Here is a 26,591-nt window from a genome sequence, read left to right as displayed (position 1 = left end):
GTAAACCTGTACCTGAATGAACAACAAATATTAAAAAGAGGCATATCTATGAGTGGCACCATCATCAAGTCAGCAAGAAATACCCCCCATGCACCCCAGGATCTGGGCCCCTGCACCCAAACGGTGGCGTTTTCTCATTACAACAATATCTCCGCCCAGCTGCCGGTCGATCCCGCCACCGGCAAGATGGTGAGCGGCGATGTCACCGCGCAGGCCAGACAGTGCCTGAGCAACCTCAAGGCGATCATCGAGAGCATCGGCCATGTGATGGACGATATGGTCAAAGCGACCATCTTCCTGAAAGAGATGGCGGACCTGGAGGCGGTCAACGCCGTCTATCGCGAATTCTTCCCGGGCTATCTGCCGACCCGCACCACCCTCGCTGTCGCCGCCCTGCCGCTGGGTGCGCTGGTGCAGATCGATGCCATCATCTCCAACGGCGAAGGCACCTTCCCGCAAGATCCTTGCCCGCTGGTGAAGCTCGCCCGCAACAGTGACAAGGCGCCGCACAATCCGCTCTCCACCCATACCGTGGCCTTCTCCCACTACAACAATATCGGCGCCCAGCTGCCGGTCGAGGCCGCCTCGGGCCAACTGGTTGCCGGTGGCATCAAGGAGCAGGCGGGCCAGTGCCTGCGCAATATCAAGGCGGTACTGGAGGGGATCGACGTGCCCTTCGACGATATCGTCAAGGTGACCGTCTATCTGGCCGATCTGGCCGATCTGGAGGCCGTCAACGAGGTCTACACCACCTTCTTCCCCGACTCTGCCATTGCCCGCGCCGTGGCCTACCTGCCTGCCCGCTCTGTGGTCAGTGCCGCCGCCCTGCCCATGGGGGCACGGGTGCAGATGGATGCGGTCATCTCCCACGGTGACGGCACCCCGCCGCAACTGGTGGAAGATCGTCACAATCTGGTGATCCGCGCCCGCAATACCGACAAGGCACCGCGCAGCCCCTTGCACACCCAGACCGTCGCATTCTCCCACTACAACCATCTCTCTGCCCAACTGCCGATTGACCCCGCCACTGGCAAGATCCTGGCTGGCTGCATCAAGGAGCAGACCGCCCAGTGCCTGAGCAATATCAAGGCGATTGTGGAGAGCATCGGCCATGTGATGGACGATATCGTCAAGGTCAATATCCAGCTCGGCAATATCGCGGATCTGGATGCGGTCAACGCCATCTACACCAAATATTTCCCGGGTTATCTGCCTGCCCGCACCGTGATTGGCGTGAGCGAGCTGCCCGCTGGCGTCCTGGTGCAAATTGATGCGGTAATGTCCAATGCGGAAAGCACCCCTCCGCAGGTGTAATGTTGCGGGAAATAAAAAAGAGACCGGCTATATGCCGGTCTCTTTTTACATGCCAGACAAAGGGATGGCCCCTCAGCCCTCGATATCGCGGTTCCTGATCGCCACTCTGACCGCCTCTGCCGTGGTGGCTACACCGAGTCGACGGCGGGCACTGCGCAGATGGTTCTCGACAGTGCGCACCGAGAGTTTCAGGGTGGTGGCGATATCGGCATGGCGCCAACCCCGGGAGACCCACTCCAGCACTTCGCGCTCGCGCCCAGTGAGGCCACGCTCGTGACCCGCGACCGGCCTCTCCATCAGCCGACGGGCAGCATGAAAAGCCGCCGCCGCGATCAGCGCAAGGCCAACCCGATTGTGGGCACTGGCATCGATCTGATCGCCGCCAAAGCTCATCGCCCCTTCCAGCCCCAGCGGCCCATAGACGGGTACCTGCAAGCCATGTCGGCCCAGCCCCTCAGGATGGCGAACGATACGGTACTGCTCGCCAGCAGCGCCAACCGTTTTGCTCCAGAAGAAGGGCTGGTCTCGCTCCCTGATATGCATCGCCATCGGGCACTCGCGCATATAGGCATGCAGGTCGACCGCCTCGCCGCTCTCCAGCCACTCCCCCTCCAGCCAGTAGAGATGCTCGACCACCCCCTCCTCGTTGGCACTGATGGAGAAGAGCGCAAAGCGGTGATACCCCAGCGGGGTGGCAAAGGCGCGCACCAGTTGCTGGATCTCCTCCAGCCGCTGGCACCCTTCGAGCGCCACCGCGACCTGCAGCGCATTTGCTGGCGACGACGACAACCTCATCGCTTGGCAACCGCCTCCAGCAAGGTGGTAGCAGCCAGCTTGCCGAGGTTATTGCCCGCCAGCGGGCTGTCACCGGTCAGCAGATTGCGATCCCGGCACACCTCTCCCGAGATGCCGTTGTTGACGATCTCAAAGCCAATCTCTTTGAGCCTCTCGCCAAACTTCCAGGTGAGGTGGCCAGGCATATAGCCAATTGCCGGGGTCTGGGCATCCAGCTCATCGGGGAAAGCGCAGATCTTGTAGCCCGCGAAGGTCTCTGGATTGGCCACCGCCAGCAGCGCAGCAGGCCCGTGACAGAGGGAGATGATGAAGCGATCGTTGGCCATCGCCCACTCCAGCAGCGCTTTCACCTCGGCACTTTCCGGCAGCCCCATCAGGGCGCCGTGGCCGCCGGGAATAAAGACGCCGATATAGTCCGAGTCGGCGGCCAGCGCCTGCTTCAGCAGGTCGGCCAGCTTGGCCGGTTGGCGGAACTGCGCCTGATATTTGGCATAGAGCCCCAGTACCTCTTCGTCTTCGCCGGGCATGGCCCACCACTCGAACTTGACTGGGTTGCCCGAGAGGGTGGCCACGTCAAAGGCAAAGCCCGCCTTGTCGAGGTGATACATGGGCAGCAGGGTTTCGACCGGATGGTTGCCGGTGGAAAACAGGGTGCCGTTGTCGGTAGGCAGATAGCGCTCATCGGCCCCGATCAACAGGATCTTCCAGCGCCCCTCCCGATAGGGGGCGGGATAGTCAGCTCCGGCAAGGTCAGATTTGCGCGAGGTGAACTGGCTCAGGGAGTAAGGCGACGGGAAGAAGGCATTCTGCTCTGCCGGATCCGGGGTCGGTTGTTTATCGCCAACAAGCATATCGGTCATGGGTCAGGCTCCAGTAGGGGTGGACTCGGTCTCACAGTATTGACTGTCAGAGACCAAGTAAATGAGGGTTTTCCCTCAACCGCCATGACGATGGCAAGAGGTGTGACCACGCTGCGACAAAACCTGAACAGAATCCCCGCCAGACTTAGGCCATTGCGGCAAATGCCCTGACGATGGCATCCATGACCGCCCTGACCCGCGCGGCATGTTGCACATCCTGATGGGTCACCAGCCACACATCGTAGGATTGCTGTAACTGCCGCTCGGGCCAGACCCGCACCAACCCGGCTTGCTCGGCGAGCGGAACCGCCACCTCGCCAAGCCCGAGCCCCATCAACAGGGCCTGACGCAGCATCAGGCTGGTATTGACCCCTGCAGCAACCGTGGCTCCCTCTGCCGCCTCTTCGAGCATCATGGGCGAGCGCACGTTCTGCCAGTGGGGCTCATATACCACCAGCGAATGGCCCGCAAAAGCGGTGCCCACTTCGGGAATACCATGGCGAGCCAGATAGTCAGCAGAGGCATACAACCCGACCGGCCAGGAGGCCAGCTTGCGAATAATCAGGTCGGGATTGTCCGGCTTTACCGTCCGGATCGCGATATCCGCTTCCCGCAGGGACAGATTGACCACCTGGCTCGAGGTATTGAGGATGACCCTGATATCGGGATAACGCTGATGCAGCTCGGTCAGGGCCGGTATCAGAAAATCCATCCCCAGGGTGTCTGTGGTCGCCACACTGACCTCCCCAACCAGGCGGTTGTCGACCCCTTGCGCCGCCCGCACAAAATCAATGGCTGCCAGCTCCATCTGCTGGGCGCTGGCCAGCACTATCTCCCCGACATGGGTCAGCACATACCCCTTGGATGTACGGAGAAACAGCGTGGCCGCCAGACGATGCTCCAGTGCGGCAATCCGCCTGCCAATGGTGGCCTGATCGACCCCGACCACACGGGCGGCGCCCCTCAGGCTCCCCTCCCGATGCAACGCCAGAAAAATTTTCGCATCATCCCAGTTCATCACGACTCCCGGTTGAAATGCATTTTTGCATTACAGGTGAGGGATAATACTGCGTTTATTCATCAGTAATCTCCACTATCTTGGTGCTCATCCCACTCGGGGAACCTCATATCACCTCGTTACAAGGAGCCGCTGATGCCTAACGCCTATTCCATTCCCGCCACCATGAGCGCGGTAGAAATTACCCAACCCGGTGGCCCCGATGTCTTGCAACTGACCACCCGCGCCACACCAGAGCCCAAGCCCGATGAGGTCTTGATCCGGCACTATGCGACCGGCATCAATGGGCCGGATGTGATGCAGCGCAAAGGGCTCTACCCGCCTCCGGCAGGGGCATCGGATATTCCCGGGCTGGAGGTCGCCGGGGTCGTGGTCGCCAAGGGAGAGCAGGTGGAGCATCTCAAGGTTGGCGACAAGGTCGCCGCGCTGATTTCGGGTGGCGGCTATGCCGAGTACAGCGTCGCCCACCAGAGCAATGTCCTGCCCCTGCCGCCCGGATTGAGCTTTGTCGAAGCCGCGGCGCTGCCGGAAACCTTTATGACGGTCTGGTCAAATATGTTTGAACGGGGTCAGTTTAAAAAAGGGGACATTATCTTGATCCATGGCGGTGCCTCCGGTATCGGCACGACAGCCACCATGCTGGCCAAGGCATTTGGCGCCGCCAAAATCATCACCACGGTCGGCTCACCCGAGCAGCAGGCCGCCAGCATCAAGCTGGGCGCGGATGTGGCCGTGCTCTACAAGGAGGAGGATTTTGTCGAGGCAGTGCATGCAGCCACCGATGGCCATGGCGCCGACATCATTCTCGATATCATTGGCGGAGAGTATGTCGCGCGCAACTATGCGGCGGCCGCCATCAATGGTCGCATAGTCCAGATCGGCATTATTGCGGGCGCCGCCCCCAATCTGGATCTGTTTCCCATGCTGCAAAAGCGGCTGACCCATATCGGCTCCACCCTGCGCTCGCGTACTCCGCAGGAAAAAGCCGAGCTGATTGCCCAGCTGCAAACTCATGTCTGGCCATTTATCGAACGCGGCGAGGTCAAACCGCAGGTTTACCAGACCTTCCCGCTGCATGAGGCCGCCGCAGCCCACCATTTGCTGGACTCAGGCCGCCATATCGGCAAGCTGGTATTAACCATGGTGCCCTTGTCATCAGATAAATTAGGCCCATAGCAGACTTGGTTGAGGTGGGTGCGGTGATATCCAACGCGGAAAGTACCCCGCCGCAGGTGTAATGTTGTGGTAAATAAAAAAGAGACCGGCTGATGGCCGGTCTCTTTTTTAGGTAACAGTAAGAGCATTATTTTTATGCACCGTCTAAAAGAACGCGAACGTTCGATTATGCTTCGCTAATCGAACCTACTAGCTACGTTCAATAATTAAAAACGCACCAGCTTAGGCCGGTGCTTTTTCTGAAACGAAAAGAGAACAACAATATATTTTAATTGTCATTTGAATGATTTTTCATTCGTTCATAGACATGTTCATGGGCTGCACTTGAAATATCACACCCCATAGTCCTCCTTCCAAGGTTTTTGGCTGCAACCAGGGTTGAACCTGAACCAAAGAATGGATCTACAACCAAATCATCATGACTGGAGCTCTGAGATATAAGAGTCTCTAATAATGCAACAGGTTTTTCAGTAGGATAGCCACGATGCACTCGTTTACACTCCAGAACATCAGGTATACCCAAGTCGTTTAGTTTTCTTTTCCCTTTCTCAAAGAAAAGAATAAATTCATACTTGGCCCGATAATGATACCCCATACCAATTGCCATTTTATTCCAAACGATTGGTTTCCAAAATTTAAAACCAACTTTCTCCGCAATTGGTTTTACATAAAACATCGTTTCTTGATCGCAGAAAAGATAGAAATGTGAGTTTTTCTTTAACACTCGATAAAGCTCTAAAAATAAGCTTTCGAAACGTTCATTAGGGAAAATATCAAACCATTGATTACTTGATCCTTCACTTACTTTAAGACGAGTTGTCGTTCCTATTTTCCGATGCTTCTCAAGAGATTCATAAGGAGGGTCAGTAATAACAAGATCAACGCTTGCATCCGCAAGCGTCGACAACCATTTCACAGCATCATCACAAAATAGATTCATTTTATCTGCTTAATAAAGAACTACAGGGTCTACCATTCGAGTATACCGTTGATGGAGCCCCAGGGTCTAATGTCCGGCAATCGACACAATAGCTCTGATCACCCTGAGGATTAGCAGGTGTCCTACGTGCAGGTGTTTGTCCAAAAGCCTCCGGATGACGATGAAATACATGCTCCTGCCCATTGGTAGCAGAGCAACGAGGACATGACTTGTACTCATTACCCAATTCATCATACTTATGTAAAACACCAACATTTAAACGCTGGCCACAACATTGGCAAGGCATATCGAAGCTCCTTATTCTAGCTTTCAAGTCTAAGAGTAAATAAACACTCTAATTTAACAGTATTGACACATAACATATCAGCACTAAGACTCAAACTAACTCCAGCTAAGGGCTATATGAAGCCTCTCACTCTTATTTTGAGATCCTCATCATTGGCGGAGCAATATATATACAGCTGTGTGTTCCGATACACCTAAAAAAGCGCCTCCCAAGGGAGGCGCTTTTCAGTTCAATACAAAGCAATCAGGGATTACAGGGATTCAGCGGTCGCAACCACGTTTTCCACGGTAAAGCCAAATTCCTTGAACAGCAGCTCGGCCGGTGCGGACTCACCGAAGGTGGTCATACCGATGATCTTGCCGCCGAAACCGACGTACTTGTACCAGTAGTCAGCGATGCCGGCTTCGATGGCCACACGCTTGGTGACGGAGGACGGCAGGACGGACTCTTTGTACTCGGCAGACTGGGCGTCGAACACATCGGTAGACGGCAGAGAGACCACGCGCACGGCACGGCCCTTGGCTGTCAGCTGCTCATAGGCGGCAACGGCCAGTTCCACTTCGGAACCGGTGGCGATCAGGATCAGCTCCGGAGTACCGGCGCAATCCTTCAGCACGTAGCCACCCTTGGCGGTATCAGCCAGCTGCTGGGCAGTACGGTCCATCTGGGCCAGGTTCTGACGAGAGAAGATCAGAGAGGTCGGGCCGTCGGTACGCTCGATGGCATGTTTCCAGGCGATGGCAGATTCAACCTGGTCACACGGACGCCAGGTGCTCATGTTCGGAGTCAGACGCAGGGAGGCGATCTGCTCAACCGGCTGGTGAGTCGGGCCATCTTCACCCAGACCGATGGAGTCGTGGGTGTAAACGAAGATAGCGCGCTGCTTCATCAGGGCGGCCATGCGCAGGGCGTTGCGGGCGTACTCCATAAACATCAGGAAGGTAGCGCCGTAGGGGATGAAACCACCGTGCAGGGCGATACCGTTCATGATGGCGGACATGCCGAACTCGCGTACACCGTAGTGGATGTAGTTGCCGGAGGCATCGTCGTTGGTCAGAGACTTGGAGCCGGACCACATGGTCAGGTTGGAAGGCGCCAGGTCGGCAGAGCCACCCATGAACTCCGGCAGCACCTTGCCGAACGCTTCCAGAGAGTTCTGGGACGCTTTACGGGTCGCAATCTTGGCCGGGTTGGCTTGCAGGGTTTCGATGATCTTGGCGGATTCAGCAGCCCAGTTGGCCGGTAGTTCGCCAGCGGTGCGGCGCTTGAATTCGGCAGCCAGAGTCGGGTGAGCGGCTTCATAGGCGGCGAACTTGGCAGCCCAGTCGGCTTCCAGTGCAGCGCCCTTCTCCTGAGCGTTCCACTCGGCAGCGATATCGGCCGGGATAACGAACGGCGCGTGATCCCACTTCAGGAATGCGCGAGCAGCGGCGATCTCGTCGTTGCCGAGCGGTGAGCCGTGGCAGTCGTGAGAACCGGATTTGTTCGGAGAACCGTAACCGATGATGGTGCGGCAGCAGATCAGGGTCGGCTTGCCGGTCTCGGCCTTGGCGGCTTCGATGGCGGCATTGATGGCTTCCGGGCTGTGACCGTCAACAGCCGGGATAACGTGCCAGCCGTAGGCTTCGAAGCGCTTGACGGTGTCGTCGGTGAACCAGCCTTCTACGTGACCGTCGATGGAGATACCGTTGTCATCCCAGAACGCGATCAGTTTGCCCAGTTGCAGGGTACCTGCCAGAGAGCACGCTTCGTGGGAGATACCTTCCATCAGGCAGCCGTCGCCCATAAAGGCATAGGTGTAGTGGTCAACGATGTCGTGACCCGGCTGGTTGAACTGCTCAGCCATGGCTTTTTCGGCGATCGCCATACCAACGGCATTGGTGATGCCCTGACCCAGCGGGCCAGTGGTGGTTTCAACGCCCGGTGCATAGCCGTACTCCGGGTGACCCGGGGTGCGAGAGTGCAGTTGGCGGAAGTTTTTCAGATCGTCGATGGAGAGGTCATAACCGGAGAGGTGCAGCAGGGAGTACAGCAGCATGGAGCCGTGGCCGTTGGAGAGAATGAAACGGTCGCGGTCGGCCCACTTGGGGTTGTTCGGGTTATGTCTGAGGTGGCTACGCCACAGCACTTCGGCGATATCCGCCATTCCCATGGGGGCGCCCGGGTGACCGGAGTTGGCTTTTTGAACGGCATCCATACTCAATGCACGAATGGCATTGGCAAGCTCTTTACGAGAAGGCATCTGAATCTCCTGCGATTGCTTCATTTGATGGCCAAGATTAAGGCGCGTTATTGTCCCAGCAGGGCGCGCGGCGTGCAAATATTATCTGGATGAATAAAGTGGCTTTGGGAGGACAATCGCTTTTCTTGCCCTCTATTGACCAAAGCAACCAGAGAAAAACGTTTGATTTCCATCCCTTTCGGGATAGGAGAGCACCGCTTGTGACCCATTGGACACTGCGCGACAAAATAGTGCTGGCAATCAGGGGGGGCGCTAATTAAAATAGACGTCCAGATGTAGATACCTCTACACCATCCCATTCATCCGGTTATTGCTATGGCGATAACCCAGACAAGCTGAGACTCTTATCATGGCAAAGCTGTTTACTTCCGAGTCGGTCTCCGAAGGCCATCCCGACAAGATTGCGGACCAGATCTCCGATGCGGTACTGGACGCCATCCTCAAGCAAGATACCAAGGCACGCGTTGCCTGTGAGACTCTGGTCAAGACTGGTATGGTCATGGTGGCCGGTGAAGTAACCACCTCTGCCTGGGTTGATATCGAAGAGATCGTGCGTGATACCGTACGTGAAATCGGCTACACCCACTCCGACATGGGCTTCGATGCTGACTCCTGCGCCGTGCTGAACGCCATCGGCAAGCAGTCCCCGGATATCAACCAGGGTGTTGACCGCAGCGATCCGCTGGAGCAGGGCGCTGGCGACCAAGGCCTGATGTTCGGCTACGCCACCAACGAAACCGACGTGCTGATGCCGGCCCCCATCACCTACTCTCACCTGCTGGTGAAGCGTCAGGCTGAAGTGCGCAAGAACGGCACCCTGCCGTGGCTGCGTCCGGATGCCAAGAGCCAGCTGACCTTTGCCTACGACGACGCAGGCAAGATCATCGGTGTCGATGCCGTTGTACTGTCTACCCAGCACGCTGAATCCATCAGCCACAAGGATCTGGTTGAAGCGGTACGCGAAGAGATCATCAAGCCGGTGCTGCCGGCCGAGTGGGTCAACAAGGACACCAAATACTTCATCAACCCGACCGGCCGTTTCGTTATCGGCGGCCCGATGGGTGACTGCGGTCTTACCGGTCGCAAGATCATCGTCGACACCTACGGCGGCATGGCCCGTCACGGTGGTGGCGCCTTCTCCGGCAAGGATCCGTCCAAGGTTGACCGCTCCGCAGCCTACGCCGCCCGCTACGTTGCCAAAAACATCGTGGCCGCCGGTCTGGCCGATCGCTGTGAAATCCAGATCTCCTACGCCATCGGCGTGGCCGAGCCGACCTCCATCAGCGTCGAGACCTTCGGCACTGCCAAGGTCGCCGAAGAGCTGCTGGTCAAGCTGGTGCGCGAGCACTTCGAACTGCGCCCGTATGGCCTGATCGAAATGCTGGATCTGAAGCGCCCGATCTACCAGGCTACCGCTGCCTACGGTCACTTCGGTCGTGACGAGTTCCCGTGGGAGCAGACCGACAAGGCCGAACTGCTGCGTTCCGCCGCTGGCCTGTAAGGCTCGCTGTTGTGATAAAAGGGGAGCCTGGCTCCCCTTTTGCTTATCCGCCATTTGACGAGATGTTGATGTCTGCCACTCCTGCCCAGCTTGTCGCCCTGCTGCAACAACGTGTAGAAGCCTGCTTTGTGCAGGCCGAGGCGCGCCTTGGCCGCACCTTCCCACGCCCGCGGATCTACTGCAATATGCGGGGCCGGGCGGCGGGATCGGCGCGACTGCAAACCTGGGAGCTGCGCTTCAATCCCGCCCTCTATCAGGCCAACCAGCAGGCGTTTCTGGATGAGGTGGTGCCCCACGAGGTGGCCCATCTGCTGGTCTATGCCCTGTGGGGTGAAGGGCGCGGCAAAAACCGGGTGCTACCCCACGGCCGCCAGTGGCAGTCGGTGATGCGGGAGGTGTTCGGCCTTGAGCCCAGAACTACCCACAGCTTCGATCTGGCGGTATTGGCCCAGCGCACCGTGCCCTATCGCTGCCTCTGCCAGCAGCATCAGCTCTCTACTCGCCGCCACAACAAGGTGGTACGTGGCGAAGCCCGCTACCACTGTCGTCGCTGCAAGCAGCCGCTGGAGCGGGAACGGCCGGAGCCAGAGCAGTAAGCCAGCTTGTGTCGCGCCCCTGTGGTAGGGTGCCCGCCATCGTTCGTCAATCACCCTGTTTTGCAAGGAATCCCATGCGTTTCATCTCCTCCCTCGCCCTGACCCTGCTGGCCGGTTTACCGCTCCTCAGCGCCCCCCTGCACGCCCAGACCTTTCGCGAAGCCAAGCAGGATCTGGTGAAGCTCTATCGCAGTCAGCCTGCTGTCACCACCTTCTACTGCGGCTGTGACATCAATTATCAGGGCAAGAAAATGAGCCCGGATCTCGCCAGCTGCGGCTATGAGCCGCGCAAGCAGGCCAAGCGCGCCGCCCGCATCGAGTGGGAACACGTGGTCCCGGCCTGGGAGTTCGGCCACCAGCTGCAATGCTGGCAGGATGGCGGTCGCAAGAACTGCGAAAAAGCGAGCCCCGAGTTCAACAAGATGGAGGGGGATATGCACAACCTCTTCCCCGCCATTGGCGAGGTGAACGGCGATCGGGCCAACTACCGCTTCTCCGACTGGAACGGCAAGCCGGATCAGTACGGCCAGTGCCAGATGCTGGTGGATTTCAAGGATCGTCGGGTGCAGCCGCCCAAGGGGCCGGTACGGGGTCAGATTGCCCGCGCCTACCTTTACATGAGCCAGCAGTATGGGCTGCGTCTGGCAGCGCAACAGCGTAAACTGTTTGAAGCTTGGGATCGCCAGTACCCGGCAGAAGGCTGGGAGTGCGAGCGCAACCGCCGCATCGGCAAACTGCAGGGCAATACCAATCCCTTTATTGAAAAGCAGTGCCAATAACCCCATTTGACCAGGGAGGGGGATCGCCCCTCCTATCATGAGGCCCTTCCCCACTGCCGCGTGAGCCTTGCTCGCAGCAGGATATGAAGGGTTTCCAAGCAAGAGACTGACAAGCAGCCATGCGCATTCCACGTATCTATGAACCGGCCACCCTGCAAGTTGGCCAGACCATCGCCCTGTCGGAAGACGGCGCCAACCATATCGGCCGGGTACTGCGCATGCAGCCGGGCCAGCAACTCGAGCTGTTCAACGGCGATGGCAATCAATATCCCGCCACTATCTCCAGCGTCGGCAAAAAGTCGGTGGAAGTGACCATCGACAGTTGTGACGCCCAATCGGTGGAGTCACCGCTGGCCATCCACCTCGGTCAGGTGATCAGCCGTGGTGACAAGATGGACTTCACCATCCAGAAATCGGTGGAGCTGGGCGTCACCTGTATCACCCCGCTCTTCTCCGAGCGCTGCGGCGTCAAGCTGCCAGCCGATCGACTGGAGAAAAAGCGCGAACAGTGGCAGAAGGTGGTGATCAGCGCCTGCGAACAGTGCGGCCGCAACGTGGTGCCCGAAGTGCGTATGCCAATGGAGCTGGACGCCTGGCTGGCGGAAGAGACCAAAGAGCTCAAGCTCAACCTGCACCCGCGCGCCGAGTACAGCATCAACACCCTGCCCGTTCCCGAGCATGGCGTGCGCCTGCTGATTGGCCCGGAAGGGGGATTGTCGAGCGACGAGATCGCCCGTACCGTGCAGGAAGATTTCAAAGAGATGCTGCTGGGGCCGCGGGTGCTGCGCACCGAAACCGCCGCCCTGACTGCGATCACTGCGCTGCAGTGCCGCTTTGGCGATCTCGCTTGATACTATCGGCCGCATCAATCAGCCTCATGGCTGCATCGACGCCGCCGCAAGCGGCCGATTACGCTGCGCTAATCGACCCTACAACCCTATCGAGCCATTAAAAAGGAACAGCGGATGACCATTAAACTCGGCATCGTGATGGACCCCATCTCAGCCATCAACATCAAGAAAGATTCCAGCTTTGCCATGCTCGAAGAGGCGCAAAAACGCGGCTATGAGCTCTTCTATCTGGAGATGAAGGATCTCTACATGGAAGCCGGTCGCGCCTTTGGCACCATGCGCCCGCTCACCGTCAAATATGACTATGCCGACTGGTACACCCTGGGCGAGGTGGTGGATCAGCCCCTCTCCAACCTCGATGTGATCCTGATGCGCAAGGATCCGCCGTTCGACACCGAATTTATCTACGCCACCTACATGCTGGAGCGGGCCGAGGATGAGGGTTGCCTTATCGTCAACAAGCCGCAGAGCCTGCGTGACGCCAACGAGAAGCTCTACACCGCCTGGTTTGCCGAGCACACTCCGACCACGCTGGTCACCCGCCGCGCCGACAAGCTGCGCGCCTTCCACGCCAAGCACAAAGACGTGATCTTGAAGCCCTTGGACGGCATGGGCGGCGCTTCCATCTTCCGCATGAAGGAAGATGACGCCAACGTCGGCGTGATTATTGAAACCCTGACCGCCCACGGCAGCCAGTACTGCATGGCGCAGACCTATCTGCCCGCCATCAAGGATGGCGACAAGCGGGTGTTGGTGGTGGACGGTGAACCTGTTCCCTACTGCCTCGCGCGCATTCCGGCGCAAGGTGAGACCCGTGGCAATCTGGCGGCCGGTGGCCGTGGTGAAGCACGTCCCCTGAGCGAAGCCGACTGGGCCATCGCCCGCGCGGTGGGCCCGACGTTGAGAGAGAAAGGCCTCATCTTCGTCGGTCTCGACATCATCGGCGATCGGCTGACCGAGATTAACGTCACCAGCCCGACCTGCATTCGCGAGATTGAAGCCGCCTTCGATGTGCACATCACCGGTATGCTGATGGATGCCATCGAGCGTCGGCTGGGCAAATAATCGCCTGGCAGGCTAACCGGCCTGTTGAGGGGTAACCGCCCCCGACAAGCCCGGAAACAGAGAGGGTGGCCCGGCGCCACCCTCTCTGTTTCAAGACAATCCGGAAAGGGGCGGGATCTCGCCCAGCCCAAAAAGCGGTTTTTCCCATGGGGATCAACTGCCATAATTGATCTCAAATACCTTTGCACTATTTGGCCTCTATGCAAACACTGCAAAATCACTTCCTGCTTGCCATGCCAAGCCTGACGGATCCCTACTTCGAGCGTTCGCTGGTCTATCTGTGCGAGCACAACGAAGAGGGCGCCATGGGACTGGTCGTCAACATTCCGGTGGAGATGTCGCTGGAAACCATGCTAACCCAGCTCCAGCTCAATCCGCCCAACAACCCGGAGCTCAAGCAGCCGGTGCTGCAAGGGGGGCCGGTTCACGCCGATCGCGGCTTCGTGCTGCACAGCTTCCGCCCCGGTTTCAACTCCACCCTGCAAGTGGGGGATGAGATGATGGTGACCACCTCCAAGGATATTCTGGAAACTCTGGGTACGAGCGAGGCTCCTGCCCATTGGCTGGTGGCCCTTGGCTATGCAGGCTGGAGCGCAGGTCAGCTGGAGCAGGAGCTGGTGGATGGCGCCTGGCTGGTGATCCCCCCCAATCCGGCTCTGGTGTTCAAGACCCCCATTCACAAACGTTGGCAGCAAGCTGCCGCCAGCATAGGGGTGAACCCGGTTCACCTCTCCAGCGACATCGGCCACAGCTGATCGGCTGGCCCGCTCCGCTCTCTATTTCGAGGATTTATCAGTTATGTCATCACGCAGCATCATGGGCTTTGACTATGGCACCAAGAGCATTGGCGTCGCCATCGGTCAGGAGCTGACTGGCACTGCCCAGCCTCTGCGCGCCCTCAAGGCCAACGACGGCATCCCCAACTGGGACGAGATTGAGAAGCTGCTCAAGGAGTGGCAACCGGACCTGCTAGTGGTCGGTCTGCCACTGAACATGGATGGCACCGATCAGGAGATCACGGTACGGGCCCGCAAATTCGGCAACCGGCTGCATGGCCGCTTCGGCAAACCGGTGGAGTTCAAGGATGAGCGACTCACCACCACAGATGCCCGCGCCCGGCTGTTTGAGCGAGGCGGCTATCGCGCGCTGGAAAAAGGCAGTGTGGACGGGGTATCGGCGCAGTTGATCGTCGAAGCCTGGATGGAAGAGCAGTACAACTAAGCCATCAACAGCAAGGCAAGGGTCGCCGCCCTTGCCTTGTCTCGCACTATCCCCTCATTACGCCTGTGACTGACCTGGCACCAGCCCTTCGGCCTCTGTCGGCGTCGCATTCATCATCCGGTTGAGCCAGGGCACCATCAGCCCCATCACTACCGCAATCAGCAGGGTCGCCATCCCGATCTTGCCAAATACGCCGGTGTAAATGGGCAAAGTTTGCAGCGGATCCGTCATCCCTTGCGGCACGGCGGTAAAAGTCGCCACATAGCCACCCAGCAGGGACGCCATCGCTTGAGTCAGGAACCACATTCCGAGAATGAAGCCCATCAGGCGTTGTGGCACCAGCGCGGCGACCATCGCCAGCCCCAGGGCGCTGATCATCAGCTCACCCAAACTCTGGAACAGGTAGATAAGCACCATAAACCAGGGGGAGGTAAGCCCCTGCTCATCGGCAAACCACCAGCCGGATGCTGCCGCCGTCAGAAAGCCCAGCGAGCAGAAGAACATCCCGAGGGTGAACTTGAGCGGCATGGTGAGATCCCGCCCCTTGCTGCCCATTCGGGTATAGATCATCGCGAGTACCGGGCTACCCACCACCACCCAGAAGGGGTTGAGCGCCTGGAAGCTGACCGGGTTGACGCTCATGCCCAGCATCTCGTGGTGCATGTTGTTGATGGCAAAGAAGTTCAGAGACGTCGGCATCTGGGCGTACAGCACATAGAAGAGCACCGCCTCCAGCATCAGCACGAAGGCCACATACATCTTGTTGCGGCCCACGGTGTCGAGCCTGAATGCCTCGCGAAAAAAGAAGATCACCACGGCGATGGTCACCGTCATCAGCACCATGTTGGCGATCACCACGTGGTGCATCAGCCAGGCGCAGAAGAAGACCATGGCTACCGAACCCAATATAACCAGCAGCAGCTTGCTGTAATTAAGTGGCAGGTGATCCGGCTCGGAGCCAATATCCTTGACCATATTGCGGCAGGCAAAGAAGGTGAGCAGCGCAATAATCAGCCCCACCCCGCACAGGTTATAGGTCACGGTATAGCCGTAATGATCGGCAATCACCGGCGCGAGCGAGAGGGAAATAAGGGAGCCGATATTAATCGACATATAAAACAGGGTAAAAGCCCCGTCCAGCCGCGGATCTTTTGGCTGGTAGCATTTTGACAGCAGGCTGGCCGGATTGGCCTTGAACAGACAGTTACCGACTGCAATGGTGCCCAGCGCATAGAAAATCAGGTCGGGATTATAGATAGAGAGGCCGGTCATAAAGTAGCCTATCACCAACACGATAGCCCCGAGCACCATGGTGCGCTTGGTGCCGAGTACATGGTCGCCTACATAGCCACCGACCGAGATCAGGCCATATACCAACGCCGAGAAGGCACCGAAAGTAATAAAGGATTGCTCTTGGGAAAATCCCAGTTGCTGTACAAAGAAAACCGCCAGGATCCCCTGCACGCCGTAATAACCGAAGCGCTCCCAGAGTTCGACGAAAAATATCATAAAGAAGGGTTTGGGTTGTTGTAACAACCCGGTCGGTGCTGTTGCTGAACGCATATCAACCTGCCTTTGCTGAGATTTATTTTTATTAATCTGGTGGTGGCTACCGCACTATTTTTTTGCCCGCCATTGCCATAACGGGGAGCACAGTCAGCCTGCCAATCTGGCTATTTTCGGGTGCACAGGCCCCGTTCGATGAAAGGTGTTTTTCATCTAGCCGGTTTCAATTACGGGTTATCGGGGGATGGTGAGTGGCGTCTCCCAGTACAGTTACCGGCTCCGGGTTCTACCTTTGCTGCATCCCTTCACTCAAGCCGGTTTATCAACCTTGATGCTTATTCCCCTCTGCTCCATCACTCATGGCTGGTGGCCATGATATGGCCACAGACGACCTGTGGGGCTGGCTCACGCCGCGCTCTACTGGCAGTCACCTACGCAGGCGATATCTAACCCCACCATTCCAAGGGGTGTCATGCTATATCACTGCAAATACAGGAACTTAATGGTCGATCACACTTTAAAAGTGACCATCAGTGAAGTTTTCTAATGAAACCACATGAATTTTTTTCGTGAAAAGAGCTTCACTCGAGACGTGCAACCAAGGCCAATCTGTGCATAAAGAGAGTTGAATGGCACACAGTTGAACCCGAACTCGGTACTTAAGTCGTGCAAAAGCACACTCATCCGGGCGATACGACAACAAAAAGCCGGAGCAGATGACTCCGGCTGATCGATAGGCACCGTCACGGCCACATTAGCGTGGCGATTCATCGTTGTAGAGTCGCCGGATCTCGTTGCGCAGCCACATCACCTTGGCATCCTGATTGTGCCGCTTGTGCCACAGCAGGATGAAGGCGATCTCCAGCTGGGCGTAGAGCTTCTCGGGTAGCGGCAGCGGCATGGCGATCAGATTGCCGTGATGCCGACTGGCATAACCACCGCAGTAGGAGGGAGCCACCGCAATCAGCTCATGGCTCGACTGGGAGGCAATATGCAGCGCCTGCTCGAAGCTGGAGACCATGATGGGCACCTCCCGCTTCAGCCCCTCGTCCTCCAGCAGGCTGTCGAGGGCCCAGGTATCGTTCGCCTCCCACACCATGCTGATCTGGGGGCAGGCCAGAAAGTTCTCCAGCGACCACTTCTGCTCGAGCAAGGGGTGATCCTTGCGCAGAAAAACCACCGGTCGATCGGTGAACAACTCCTCATGATCGATGTAGTAGGGCAACCGATTGACCTTGGCTTGGGAGCGGCCATGGGTCTCGCGGGCGCAGAAGCCGAGATCCGCATCGCCATTGACGATGTCGTTGAGGGAGTGGTGATCCCACCCCAGCATCCTGACCACCGAGTTGGGGTACTTCTGGTAGATGGTCATGGGCAGATCGCTCAGGAAGCTGATGTAGAAGGGGGACTCCATCACCAACGTGAAGCGGGCACCGTCGGGGATCGCCTCGCTATTGAGCGAGGTGATGCTGTCGGTGAGCTGGAACCAGACCTTCAGCTCCTCCTCCAGAGTCAGGGAGAGGTTGGTGGGCTGCAACCCCTGCCGCACCCGCACAAACAGGGGATCGTCAAACCACTCCCGCAATTTGGCCAGAGACTTGCTCACCGCCGACGGAGTGACACAGAGCTTTTTCGCTGCCCCTGCCACACTGCGCTCCTGCATCAGGTACTTGAACACCACCAGCAGGTTTAAATCGAGTTCACCCAGATTGCGCATATCCCCTCTCATCTTCCATCAGCCCTGCGACCGCGCTTCACGAAGCGCGAGCCATGGTAACAGCCCTTTGACAGCCAGGTAACTGAGCAGTGCCAGCAGCAGAGCGCAGATCAACATCTCGGTCGGGGCAAAGCCAAGTTGGCCCAGCAGCCAGATATAGAGGCCGGAGAGGCTGATCTGCATGATGCAGAGCACCGCGCTGGCGAACGCCACATTGTGTGGACAACCGTCAAGCGCCTCCCCCATCGCCACCCCGAAGCCACAGGAGAAGCCGACACAGACAAGCGCAAACACCGGCAGCAGCAGATGGATATCGCCCCCCGTCTGCCAGCTGCCGAACAGTGAGCACGCCGCCAGCAGATAGGAGAGATGAGACACAGCCAGCACCTTCTGTTTGCCCAGCCAGCGCAACAGCAGAGGGGTCAGAAAAGAAGTAGACATACTCACCCCGGCCATCACCATCATCACGATGGAATACTGCTCGGTGGTGAAACCAAACTCCTTCATCAGGATCAGCGGTGAGACGCTGACATAGACCAGAATGGCGGTCACGCTGGCACTGGTCAGCAGGGATAGCAACATAAAGCGCGGGGAGCGCAGCAGGGCAAAGGGCAGCGCCGCGCTACTCCCCGGTTGCCGGGCCGGACGGGTCTCCTTGAGCAGCAGCAGGTTGACCAGACCGCTGACGGCCGCCACCAGCGCCATCGCCACGAAGATCGCGCGCCAGTCAAAATGGGACAGGATGAGGTAACCGAGTACCGGCGCCAGCACCGGGATCACGCAGATCACCCCGTTAATCATTGAAAGTGCCATCGCCAGCCGCTCCTGACTAAACACATCCCGCAGGACGGTAAAGGTCATGATATAGAGCGCACCGGCCCCGACCCCTTGCCAGAAACGGCCGAAGTAGAACTGGTTGATCCCCTCCGCATTGCCTGCCACCAGCGAAGCAAGGATAAAAATCAGCGCGCCCCCGAGCACCACCCAGCGCCGCCCGTAGCGATCAGCAATCACTCCCCCCAGTAGCACGGTCGCCGCCATACCGAACAGATAGATAGAGAAGGCGGTGTGGATCTGCGCTTCACTCGCCTGCAGGGTATCGGCAATCCGGGGCACGGCGACCAGATAGAGATCGATCCCGACCGGATAGAGGATAATCATCAGAAAAGTGCACAACAGGAAAACAAACATGGGTGCTCCATAACAGATGGCCCTGCCGATACCTGCAAGATGACAGCGACAGGCGAACAGTGGCGGGGCCAAGGTGGCCATAAAGGTAGCAACGCAGCGCGTCGCAATGGGGGCAACTATATGGGCACCTACCGCCCCCACCTAGTGAAGAGATGGCGATCGGTACATTCCAATCAGGAAATATTGTATTGGGCTACGTGCCTGAGCAGCCATATTGAATTGACCAGACCACAGCAATGAACCATGTCGCCTCCCGTTCATAACCATCCCTGCGCTGCATTTTTACCGCCCGTTAGTTATCCGCCTTCGCCCTTGCGGGCGTATTAAGCTGTAGGGGCGACGCAACACAGGGAGTGTGTATGAAGGGAATGAAAAGAGAAGAGCAGATTGCCGGGCTGCTGGCAGCACTGGAGAGCGTCATTCTGGGAAAGCCGCGGCAACTGAAAATCGCGCTGGTGACCCTGCTGGCACGTGGTCATCTGCTGATCGAGGATCTGCCCGGTATGGGCAAGACTACCCTGGCCCACGCGCTGGCGCAGGTGCTGGGGCTTGCATGCAGGCGGATGCAGTTCACCGCTGATCTGCTCCCCGCCGACCTGCTGGGGCTGCAGATCTTCGACCCCCAACAGCAAACATTTCGCTTTCACCCCGGCCCCATCTTTACCCAGGTGCTGCTGGCGGACGAGATCAACCGCGCCAGCCCCAAGGTGCAGAGCGCCCTGCTGGAGGCGATGGCCGAGGGCAAGGTGAGCATCGAGGGACACACTCACCCGCTGCCAACGCCCTTCTTCGTCATCGCCACCCAGAATCCGGCGGATCAGGCGGGCACCTATCCACTGCCGGAGTCCCAACTCGACCGCTTCGCCGTGCGACTCTCGCTGGGTTTTCCGCCGCGAGAGGCGGAGCGCCAGTTGCTGCGCGGCCACCAGCCGAGCGGCCCATTACCCGCCATGCTGGATGCCGCCGAGCTGGCTGCCCTGCAAGCGGAAGGTGATGCTATCCATGTTTCCGATGCCACCCTCGATTACCTGCTGGCGCTGGTGCACCAGAGCCGCTTTGATGGGGATCTGCCACAGTCCCTCTCCCCCCGGGCAGCCCAGACCTTGCTGGCGGTGAGCCGGACCTGGGCACTGGTTGCGGGGCGGCGCTTTGTCACTGTAGAGGATGTGCAGGCGGTCTTTCCTTATGTAGCGGAACATCGACTGCGGGGCAGCTTTGGCGTGCAACACGGCGAAGCCTGTCCCCTGAGCCAGCGGTTGCTGGCCAGGGTCGATCCGGACCATCCCTGATGAGCAAATGGCTAAACCGTTGGCAGCAGTGGCGAGACCGCTGGCAGCGGCGCTGGCTCGATCGCCGCATTCCGCCGGCGCGCCAGATAACGCTGGGGCCGAGAACCCTCTTTATTCTCCCCACCCGCATGGGGTTACTCTATCTGCTGGTGCTGCTCGCCATCTATCTGCTCGGCACCAACTACCAGAATAATCTTGTGCTGCTGGTGGCCTACTGCCTCGGCAGCCTGTTTATGGCCGCCATGTGGCTCACCCACCGTAACCTCCTGGGGCTGGAGCTGCTGGGGGGCACGCTGGTGCTCGGGGAAGCGGGTAGCCAGCTGCCTATCCGTATCTTGGTACAGAGCCCGCGCCCGGTGCAGGCACTTCACTTTAGCCTCAACGAAGGCACCCTCTGGCTGGCACAGGCCGACGCTCTGCCCAGCACAGTTATCCTGCCAGTATCGGGCTCACGCCGCGGGCCACTGCCCCTTGGCCGATTGCGGGTCGAGAGCCGCTACCCCCTCGGTCTGTTTCGCTGCTGGACGCTTCTGGACTTGCAACTGGAGGGCTGGCTCGCCCCCAAACCGGCGTTCGGGGCGCTAAGAGGGGCACATGCGACCGAAAGCGAAGGGCATCAGGGCCAACCCGCTCCAGCCCCTCTCGGTGACTTTGACTCTCTGCGGACACATCAGGCCGGTGAGCCACTGAGCCGGGTCGCCTGGAAGCAACTTGCCCAGGGGCGCGGCCTGCTGACCAAACAGTTCCATGAGCCACAGCAGGATGACACTCACCTCACCTTGCAGCGGATCGCGGGTGGGGATCTGGAGCAGCGGCTGGCAGTGCTGGCCTGGTGGTGCGTCGATTACGGCAAGCGGGGCATCCCCTTTACCCTGACGCTGGCAGGTCAGACGCTGGGGCCCGAGAGTGGTGCCGCCTTTGTGCAGCGCTGCCTGCTGGCACTGGCCCGATTCGATGGCAAGCCACAGGAGAGCTGGTCAGATGCTGCTCGATAACCGCCGCCTGCTGCCAATCATCGCCCTGCAACAGCTGCTGCTGGTCGCGGCGCTCTGGCCCCAGTTGCAACTCTGGGTAGTGGCAGTGGGCGCCATCACTCTCGGCGTCCGGGCCATGATGCTGTGGCACGGCTGGCCGCCCCTGCCTACCCGCTGGTTGGCGCTGCTGGCCATCACAACCGTGGTGTTGCTGGGGTTGCAGTGGCGCACATTGGGCACCCTGCCCGCCCTGATCAATCTGCTCTGGCTCGGCTATAGCCTGAAGATGATCGAAGTGCGGCGCGAGCGGGATATCGAGCAGGTACTACTGCTCGCCTTCTTCCTCATCGCGCTGGCGCTGGTACAACGCCAAAGCATCGGCTGGACGGCCGGAATGACAGTAGCACTCTGGTTAGCAGTGACCGCGCTGGTGGCCGCCATCGCTCCCGAGCAGAAACGGCCTTGGCGCAGTGCGGGGAGCGCCCTGCTGCTGGCGCTTCCCCTGCTCATCACTCTGTTTCTGCTGCTGCCAAGGCTCCCGCCCCTCTGGCAGATGCCCACCACCAGCCGCGCCCTGTCGGGGCTCTCGGAAGAGCTGGCCCCCGGCGATATCAGCGAACTGGTCAACTCCTCGGAACTGGCCTTTCGGGTCACCTTTGCCGATGGCCCGCCCCCGGCCCGCGAGCGCTACTTTCCGGTGATGCGCCAAGAAATTTTCGATGGCCAGCGCTGGTTACTGAGCCCCGAGGTCAGGGCATGGCAGCAGACAGTGCCGGTGCAAACCGGGCTCCCCCTTCTGGCATCCTCTTCTCAGACCAACTCTCAACTGGCAGATAGTCCGTTACCCGCCGGGAGCTACGAGGTGATCGCCGAGCCCCAGCGCCACCGCTGGGCCTTTGCTCTGAGCGAACCGCGCCTGCTGGCGGGACCGGTAATGCTCGCGCCTCTCGACACCCTCTATCGGCAGGGGAGCGGCGAGATGGCGATACGCTATCGCATTGGCCGCGGCGAAGCACAGATCGAGGATGATAGCCAAGCCGCCCAGCGCAACCTGCAACTGCCAGCCGGGGGCAACCCGAGAGCGCGAGCTCACGGCCAAGGGTTGGCAGTGCGCTATCCAGAACGTGCAAAGCTGGTCGCCGCCCTGCTCGCACAGTTTCGCAGCCAATCCTATTACTACACCCTGAGCCTGCCACGACTTGGCAGTGACGGGGTGGATGCATTCCTGTTCGATACAAAGCAGGGCTTTTGCGGCCACTACGCCATGGCGACCGCTTTCGTGCTGCGCGCTGCCGGTATTCCTGCACGACTGGTCACCGGTTATCTCGGCGGCGAATGGAATCCCAGGGGCAACTATCTGGCGGTACACCAGTTCGATGCCCATGCCTGGGTGGAGTATCTCGATGAAGGGGGCTCATGGCGGCGAATCGACCCCACGGCGGCAGTGGCACCTGAGCGCATTGAAGACGGCGTGAGGGAGGCCCTGAGCGACGAGTTTACCGCCGCCGACCCCCTCGCTTTGCAACGTTATCGCAACTGGGCCCTGCTCAATCAGCTGCGCTGGTGGGGCAACAATATCGAATACCAGTGGAGTCGCTGGGTGATTGGTTACGATGCGGGCCAGCTCTGGCAGCAAATCGGTCTGCGCTGGCCTGCACTGGCAGCGCACACTCCCTGGTTGATCCTCGCGAGCCTGATGCTGGTCGCCCTGCTGGTGAGCCTGCCCCTGCTGTTGCCCGCGCGCCTGCCGCCAGCGCGGCGCATCTGGCAGCCCCTGCTCAAACGGGGCAAACGCAGCGGCTACTCACCCCAGCCCGCCGAGAGCATGGGGGCATGGTGCGAGCGACTGGCGCGGCTGCGTCCTGACCTTGCCCATCCTCTGCTAAAGAGTGCGTGGCTCTATCGCCGCTGGCGTTATGCCCCTCTCAGCGACCGACAACAAAGGCGCTGCTGGCGCCAGTTGCAACTGCGTATAAAACAACTCACCCTGCTCTGGGATCAACCGCAGAAGAGCAAGCCATAAAAAGGGGGGAGTCACTGGCTCCCCCCTCAGGTTTTAATCAAGAGGTTTGACTCACCGCTTGTTATTTTTTGGTCGGATTGTCCCAAATTCCCTCTTCCAGCTGGGAGCGGATCTCCGGGTACTTGTTGGCATCAAAGGTGGGCACCTTGCCCAGCTTGAGCTGGTCGTTGTAATCCTTCGCCAGCTTGATGGCTACGCCGGAGAGCAGCAGGATCGCCACCAGGTTGACGATGGCCATCAGTCCCATGGAAACATCCGCCATGGCCCAGACAGTGGGTAACTCGCCCACAGAGCCGAACATCACCATGCCCAGCACAAACATCCGGAACAGCATCAGGCCGCCCTTGTGGTTGTGCTCGAGGAACACCAGATTGGTTTCGGCATAGGAGTAGTTGGCCACGATAGAAGTGAAGGCGAAGAAGAAGATGGCTGCCGCGATAAAGATGTTGCCTCCACTGCCAATCTGGGAAGAGAGCGCACGCTGGGTCAGCTCGACACCGGTCACACCGGAGCCCGGCTCAAACTGACCGGACATCAGGATGATGGCGGCGGTACAGCTGCAGATGACGATGGTGTCCATAAAGACCCCCAGCATCTGTACATAGCCCTGAGAGGCCGGGTGCGGCGGATAGGGGGTGGCAGTCGCCGCCGCGTTGGGTGCAGAACCCATCCCCGCTTCGTTGGAGAAGAGACCGCGCTTGATACCGTTGATCATCGCCTGGGAGATGGCATAACCCAGCGCACCCGAGCCTGCCTGCTCAATCCCGAAGGCAGACTTGATGATCAGCATGAAGACATGGGGCAACTCGGTGATGTTCATCGCTACTATCACCAGCGCCAGCAGGATGTAGGCCAGTGCCATAAAGGGCACCACCAGCTCGGCAAAACGGGCAATGCCACGAATGCCGCCGAAGATAATCAGGCCGGAGAGCGCCACCAGCGCCAGACCGCTGACCCAGTCAGGAATGCCAAACGCCACCTTCATCGCCAGACTGATGGAGTTGGCCTGCACCGCGTTGAACACCAGACCAAATGCCAGGATCAGGCAGAGCGAGAAGACCACCCCCATCCAGCGCATGCCAAGGCCTTTCTCCATGTAGTAGGCCGGGCCACCACGGTAGTTGCCATCCTCATCCTTGACCTTGTAGAGCTGGGCCAGGGTGCTTTCGACGAAGGCGGTCGCCATACCGATAAAGGCAATCAGCCACATCCAGAAGATGGCGCCGGGGCCACCCAGATAGATAGCGACAGCCACACCGGCCAGGTTGCCGGTGCCGACACGGGCGGCAAGGCTGGTACAGAGGGCCTGGAAGGAGGAGATGCCCGCGTTGTCCGATTTACGACTGTTTTTCAGCACGGAAAACATGTGGCCAAAGTGACGGATCTGGATAAAACCCAGGCGGAAGGTGAAAAAGATACCGACCCCGATGAGCAGGTAGATGAGCACGGCTCCCCACATCAGGTCGTTTAGCATCGCAATCAAGGTGTCCATAATTCTCTCGTTGTTATTCACATCCATGGTCAGTCTGCGCTGACCGTTTTCTGTCTGTCGTTTAATTAGCGTTTCGCTAAAGGGGCGGAATCTAGCACAGCGGGAGAGCCCGGAATAGTGATCCCGGTCACGCGAGACACAAAAAACGAACGGTAAAAGCCCATAAAGCTCCATTTAAATCGCAAACTTTCAACAAACTCAATAATTCAATCAGACAGGCCACCATTAAGCCCCATAAGAGAACCATTTTGATATATCCCTGATGAGCTATCCGAAAACGCAAACGCTTGCATGAAATGGCTTTCAGACGGCGACATTTCGCCAAACGTTTTCTCTGTAATTAAATTTCAAGTACGTAGCGAGATAATTTATGTGATCGACGACACAAATATCGATATTGGCTAAAAAAGTTCAGCTGAAAGCAAACCGGAGCGAGGTCGAAGGGAAATGTAAAAAACCTTACTAATCATATAGTTTCACGCCATAAAACGGGATAACTCAACAGCCTGAATGTTTAACAACCAAGCGCCCCTATTGCAGGATGCAGCACATCAGTATTAATTAGGCAGGCAATGACGATGGGCCGCCCCCATCGCGCTTTTCTGAGCCTGAGGCACCAAGATCCTGTAATTTTATTTCAGAACCACCGTCTCAAGCCCGCAACCCAGGGATTACTCCCTCATTAAGAGATGATATTCGCTATGGCCGATAAATTAACCCAGCTGAAAGCCCTGACCACTGTTGTTGCCGACACCGGTGATATCGAAGCCATCAAACGCTATCAGCCCATCGATGCCACCACCAACCCCTCTCTGGTTCTGAAGGCCTCCGAGATCCCCGAGTACGCTCCGCTGATCGAAGACGCCATCAAATGGGCCAAAGCCCAGAGCCAGGACAAGGCACAGCAAATCATCGACGCGGGCGACAAGCTGGCCGTCAACATCGGTCTGGAAGTGCTGAAGATCGTTCCGGGCCGTATCTCTACCGAAGTGGATGCCCGTCTCTCCTTCGATACCGAAGCCAGCATCGCCAAGGCCCGCAAGCTGATCCGTCTCTACAACGAAGCGGGTATCAGCAACGACCGCATTCTGATCAAGCTGGCCTCCACCTGGGAAGGGATCCGTGCCGCCGAGGTACTGGAGAAAGAGGGTATCCAGTGCAACCTGACCCTGCTGTTCTCCTTCGCCCAGGCCCGTGCCTGTGCCGAAGCAGGTGCCTTCCTGATCTCCCCGTTCGTGGGTCGCATCCTCGACTGGTACAAGGCCAAGCACAACCGTGACTACACCGCCAGCGAAGATCCGGGCGTGGTCTCCGTCACCTCCATCTACAACTACTACAAGCAGCACGACTACCCGACCGTGGTGATGGGCGCCAGCTTCCGCAATACTGGCGAGATCCTGGAACTGGCTGGTTGCGACCGCCTGACCATCGGCCCGGCCCTGCTGGAAGAGCTGAGCAAGACCGAAGGGGCCGTGGTACGTAAACTGGACTACACCGGTGAGCGCAAGGCCAAACCGACCCCGATGACCGAGGCCGAATTCCGCTGGGAACTGAACCAGGACGCCATGGCTCACGAGAAGCTGGGCGAAGGTATCCGCATGTTTGCCATCGACCAGGGCAAGCTGGAAACCATGCTGGCAAGCCGCCTGTAATCGATTAATTTTTATGAAAAAAACCGGGCCCCTACCAAGGGGCCCGGTTTTTTTCATGGGCTTTTTTAGCGCAGTCATAGAGTCGTCACGAAAACGTTTTAAT

Annotated in this window: 22 protein-coding genes; 13 read left to right on the top strand and 9 right to left on the bottom strand. The window is 58.5% G+C overall.

Features of this window, described 5'->3' with window-relative positions:
• Nucleotides 1–48 precede the first annotated feature (48 nt).
• Nucleotides 49–1,314: a RidA family protein gene (locus G5367_RS18130; RefSeq protein WP_421244700.1), complete on the top strand. Its 1,266-nt coding sequence runs from the start codon at nt 49–51 to the stop codon at nt 1,312–1,314.
• A 72-nt stretch (nt 1,315–1,386) separates the two neighbouring features.
• Here the strand turns inward: G5367_RS18130 and G5367_RS18125 are convergent, their stop codons facing one another.
• The 3 genes from G5367_RS18125 to G5367_RS18115 form a co-directional block, all read right to left on the bottom strand.
• Nucleotides 1,387–2,109 carry a PA1136 family autoinducer-binding transcriptional regulator gene (locus G5367_RS18125; RefSeq protein ID WP_421244701.1) on the bottom strand — a complete coding sequence of 241 codons (723 nt, stop codon included), beginning with the start codon at nt 2,107–2,109 and terminating at the stop codon, nt 1,387–1,389.
• Nucleotides 2,106–2,969: a glyoxalase III HchA gene (gene hchA, locus G5367_RS18120; protein WP_421244702.1), complete on the bottom strand. Its 864-nt coding sequence runs from the start codon at nt 2,967–2,969 to the stop codon at nt 2,106–2,108. The genes G5367_RS18125 and hchA overlap by 4 nt, the downstream gene beginning before the upstream one ends.
• Before the next feature lie 145 nt (nt 2,970–3,114).
• A complete protein-coding gene (locus G5367_RS18115) occupies nt 3,115–3,987 on the bottom strand; it encodes a LysR family transcriptional regulator (RefSeq protein ID WP_421244703.1) in 873 nt (290 codons plus the stop codon).
• A 135-nt stretch (nt 3,988–4,122) separates the two neighbouring features.
• Between G5367_RS18115 and G5367_RS18110 the strand changes: the two genes are divergently transcribed.
• Nucleotides 4,123–5,163: an NAD(P)H-quinone oxidoreductase gene (locus tag G5367_RS18110; protein WP_421244704.1), complete on the top strand. Its 1,041-nt coding sequence runs from the start codon at nt 4,123–4,125 to the stop codon at nt 5,161–5,163.
• Between the two features lie 268 nt (nt 5,164–5,431).
• On the opposite strand, the gene G5367_RS18105 is transcribed toward G5367_RS18110, so the two are convergent.
• Both G5367_RS18105 and tkt read right to left on the bottom strand, forming a co-directional pair.
• Nucleotides 5,432–6,103, bottom strand: coding sequence for a DNA-methyltransferase (locus tag G5367_RS18105; RefSeq protein WP_041201823.1), 672 nt, complete (start codon nt 6,101–6,103; stop codon nt 5,432–5,434).
• A 536-nt stretch (nt 6,104–6,639) separates the two neighbouring features.
• Nucleotides 6,640–8,631, bottom strand: a complete 1,992-nt coding sequence (gene tkt, locus G5367_RS18100) for a transketolase (RefSeq protein WP_421244705.1) — start codon at nt 8,629–8,631, stop codon at nt 6,640–6,642.
• A 349-nt stretch (nt 8,632–8,980) separates the two neighbouring features.
• Here tkt and metK point away from each other — a divergent pair, with 349 nt between their 5' ends.
• From metK to ruvX, 7 genes are all read left to right on the top strand, one after another.
• Nucleotides 8,981–10,132, top strand: a complete 1,152-nt coding sequence (gene metK, locus G5367_RS18095) for a methionine adenosyltransferase (RefSeq protein ID WP_005338519.1) — start codon at nt 8,981–8,983, stop codon at nt 10,130–10,132.
• Between the two features lie 68 nt (nt 10,133–10,200).
• A complete protein-coding gene (locus G5367_RS18090; protein ID WP_421244706.1) occupies nt 10,201–10,728 on the top strand; it encodes a SprT family zinc-dependent metalloprotease in 528 nt (175 codons plus the stop codon).
• 74 nt (nt 10,729–10,802) lie between these two features.
• On the top strand, nt 10,803–11,507 hold the full coding sequence (locus tag G5367_RS18085) for an endonuclease (RefSeq protein ID WP_127006408.1): 705 nt from the start codon (nt 10,803–10,805) through the stop codon (nt 11,505–11,507).
• Between the two features lie 119 nt (nt 11,508–11,626).
• On the top strand, nt 11,627–12,358 hold the full coding sequence (gene rsmE, locus G5367_RS18080) for a 16S rRNA (uracil(1498)-N(3))-methyltransferase (protein ID WP_127006407.1): 732 nt from the start codon (nt 11,627–11,629) through the stop codon (nt 12,356–12,358).
• Nucleotides 12,359–12,472: 114 nt separating this feature from the next.
• Nucleotides 12,473–13,423, top strand: coding sequence for a glutathione synthase (gene gshB, locus G5367_RS18075; protein ID WP_111899961.1), 951 nt, complete (start codon nt 12,473–12,475; stop codon nt 13,421–13,423).
• A 200-nt stretch (nt 13,424–13,623) separates the two neighbouring features.
• Nucleotides 13,624–14,178 carry a YqgE/AlgH family protein gene (locus tag G5367_RS18070; RefSeq protein WP_005349793.1) on the top strand — a complete coding sequence of 185 codons (555 nt, stop codon included), beginning with the start codon at nt 13,624–13,626 and terminating at the stop codon, nt 14,176–14,178.
• Between the two features lie 43 nt (nt 14,179–14,221).
• A complete protein-coding gene (gene ruvX, locus G5367_RS18065; protein WP_005343821.1) occupies nt 14,222–14,644 on the top strand; it encodes a Holliday junction resolvase RuvX in 423 nt (140 codons plus the stop codon).
• A 57-nt stretch (nt 14,645–14,701) separates the two neighbouring features.
• Here the strand turns inward: ruvX and dtpB are convergent, their stop codons facing one another.
• From dtpB to G5367_RS18050, 3 genes are all read right to left on the bottom strand, one after another.
• Nucleotides 14,702–16,207: a dipeptide/tripeptide permease DtpB gene (gene dtpB / locus G5367_RS18060; RefSeq protein WP_421244707.1), complete on the bottom strand. Its 1,506-nt coding sequence runs from the start codon at nt 16,205–16,207 to the stop codon at nt 14,702–14,704.
• Between the two features lie 697 nt (nt 16,208–16,904).
• Entirely contained in the window at nt 16,905–17,867 is a 963-nt protein-coding gene (yidZ, locus tag G5367_RS18055; RefSeq protein ID WP_421244708.1) for an HTH-type transcriptional regulator YidZ, read from the bottom strand.
• 18 nt (nt 17,868–17,885) lie between these two features.
• On the bottom strand, nt 17,886–19,058 hold the full coding sequence (locus tag G5367_RS18050; protein WP_421244709.1) for an MFS transporter: 1,173 nt from the start codon (nt 19,056–19,058) through the stop codon (nt 17,886–17,888).
• A gap of 359 nt (nt 19,059–19,417) precedes the next feature.
• Here G5367_RS18050 and G5367_RS18045 point away from each other — a divergent pair, with 359 nt between their 5' ends.
• Genes G5367_RS18045 through G5367_RS18035 form a run of 3 tightly spaced genes read left to right on the top strand, consistent with a single transcriptional unit; the run spans nt 19,418 to nt 23,344 of the window.
• The gene (locus G5367_RS18045; RefSeq protein WP_421244710.1) at nt 19,418–20,347 is read left to right on the top strand and encodes an AAA family ATPase; all 930 of its coding nucleotides are present in this window, start codon (nt 19,418–19,420) and stop codon (nt 20,345–20,347) included.
• Complete coding sequence (locus G5367_RS18040; RefSeq protein WP_421244711.1) at nt 20,347–21,342, top strand: DUF58 domain-containing protein; 996 nt, start codon at nt 20,347–20,349, stop codon at nt 21,340–21,342. The genes G5367_RS18045 and G5367_RS18040 overlap by 1 nt, the downstream gene beginning before the upstream one ends.
• Complete coding sequence (locus G5367_RS18035; protein WP_421244712.1) at nt 21,329–23,344, top strand: transglutaminase TgpA family protein; 2,016 nt, start codon at nt 21,329–21,331, stop codon at nt 23,342–23,344. Before G5367_RS18040 ends, G5367_RS18035 begins: the two co-directional genes overlap by 14 nt.
• Nucleotides 23,345–23,405: 61 nt before the next feature.
• Here the strand turns inward: G5367_RS18035 and G5367_RS18030 are convergent, their stop codons facing one another.
• On the bottom strand, nt 23,406–24,836 hold the full coding sequence (locus G5367_RS18030; RefSeq protein WP_041234090.1) for an alanine/glycine:cation symporter family protein: 1,431 nt from the start codon (nt 24,834–24,836) through the stop codon (nt 23,406–23,408).
• A gap of 701 nt (nt 24,837–25,537) precedes the next feature.
• Here G5367_RS18030 and tal point away from each other — a divergent pair.
• Nucleotides 25,538–26,488, top strand: coding sequence for a transaldolase (tal, locus tag G5367_RS18025; protein WP_139443195.1), 951 nt, complete (start codon nt 25,538–25,540; stop codon nt 26,486–26,488).
• Nucleotides 26,489–26,591: the final 103 nt, after the last annotated feature.

Origin of the sequence: Aeromonas sp. 604282 (genome assembly GCF_049170575.1) — a bacterium.
Classification (GTDB): Bacteria; Pseudomonadota; Gammaproteobacteria; order Enterobacterales; family Aeromonadaceae; genus Aeromonas; species Aeromonas veronii_A.
Note: the sequence above shows the minus strand (reverse complement) of the source record. Positions and strands in the feature narration are given on the sequence as shown.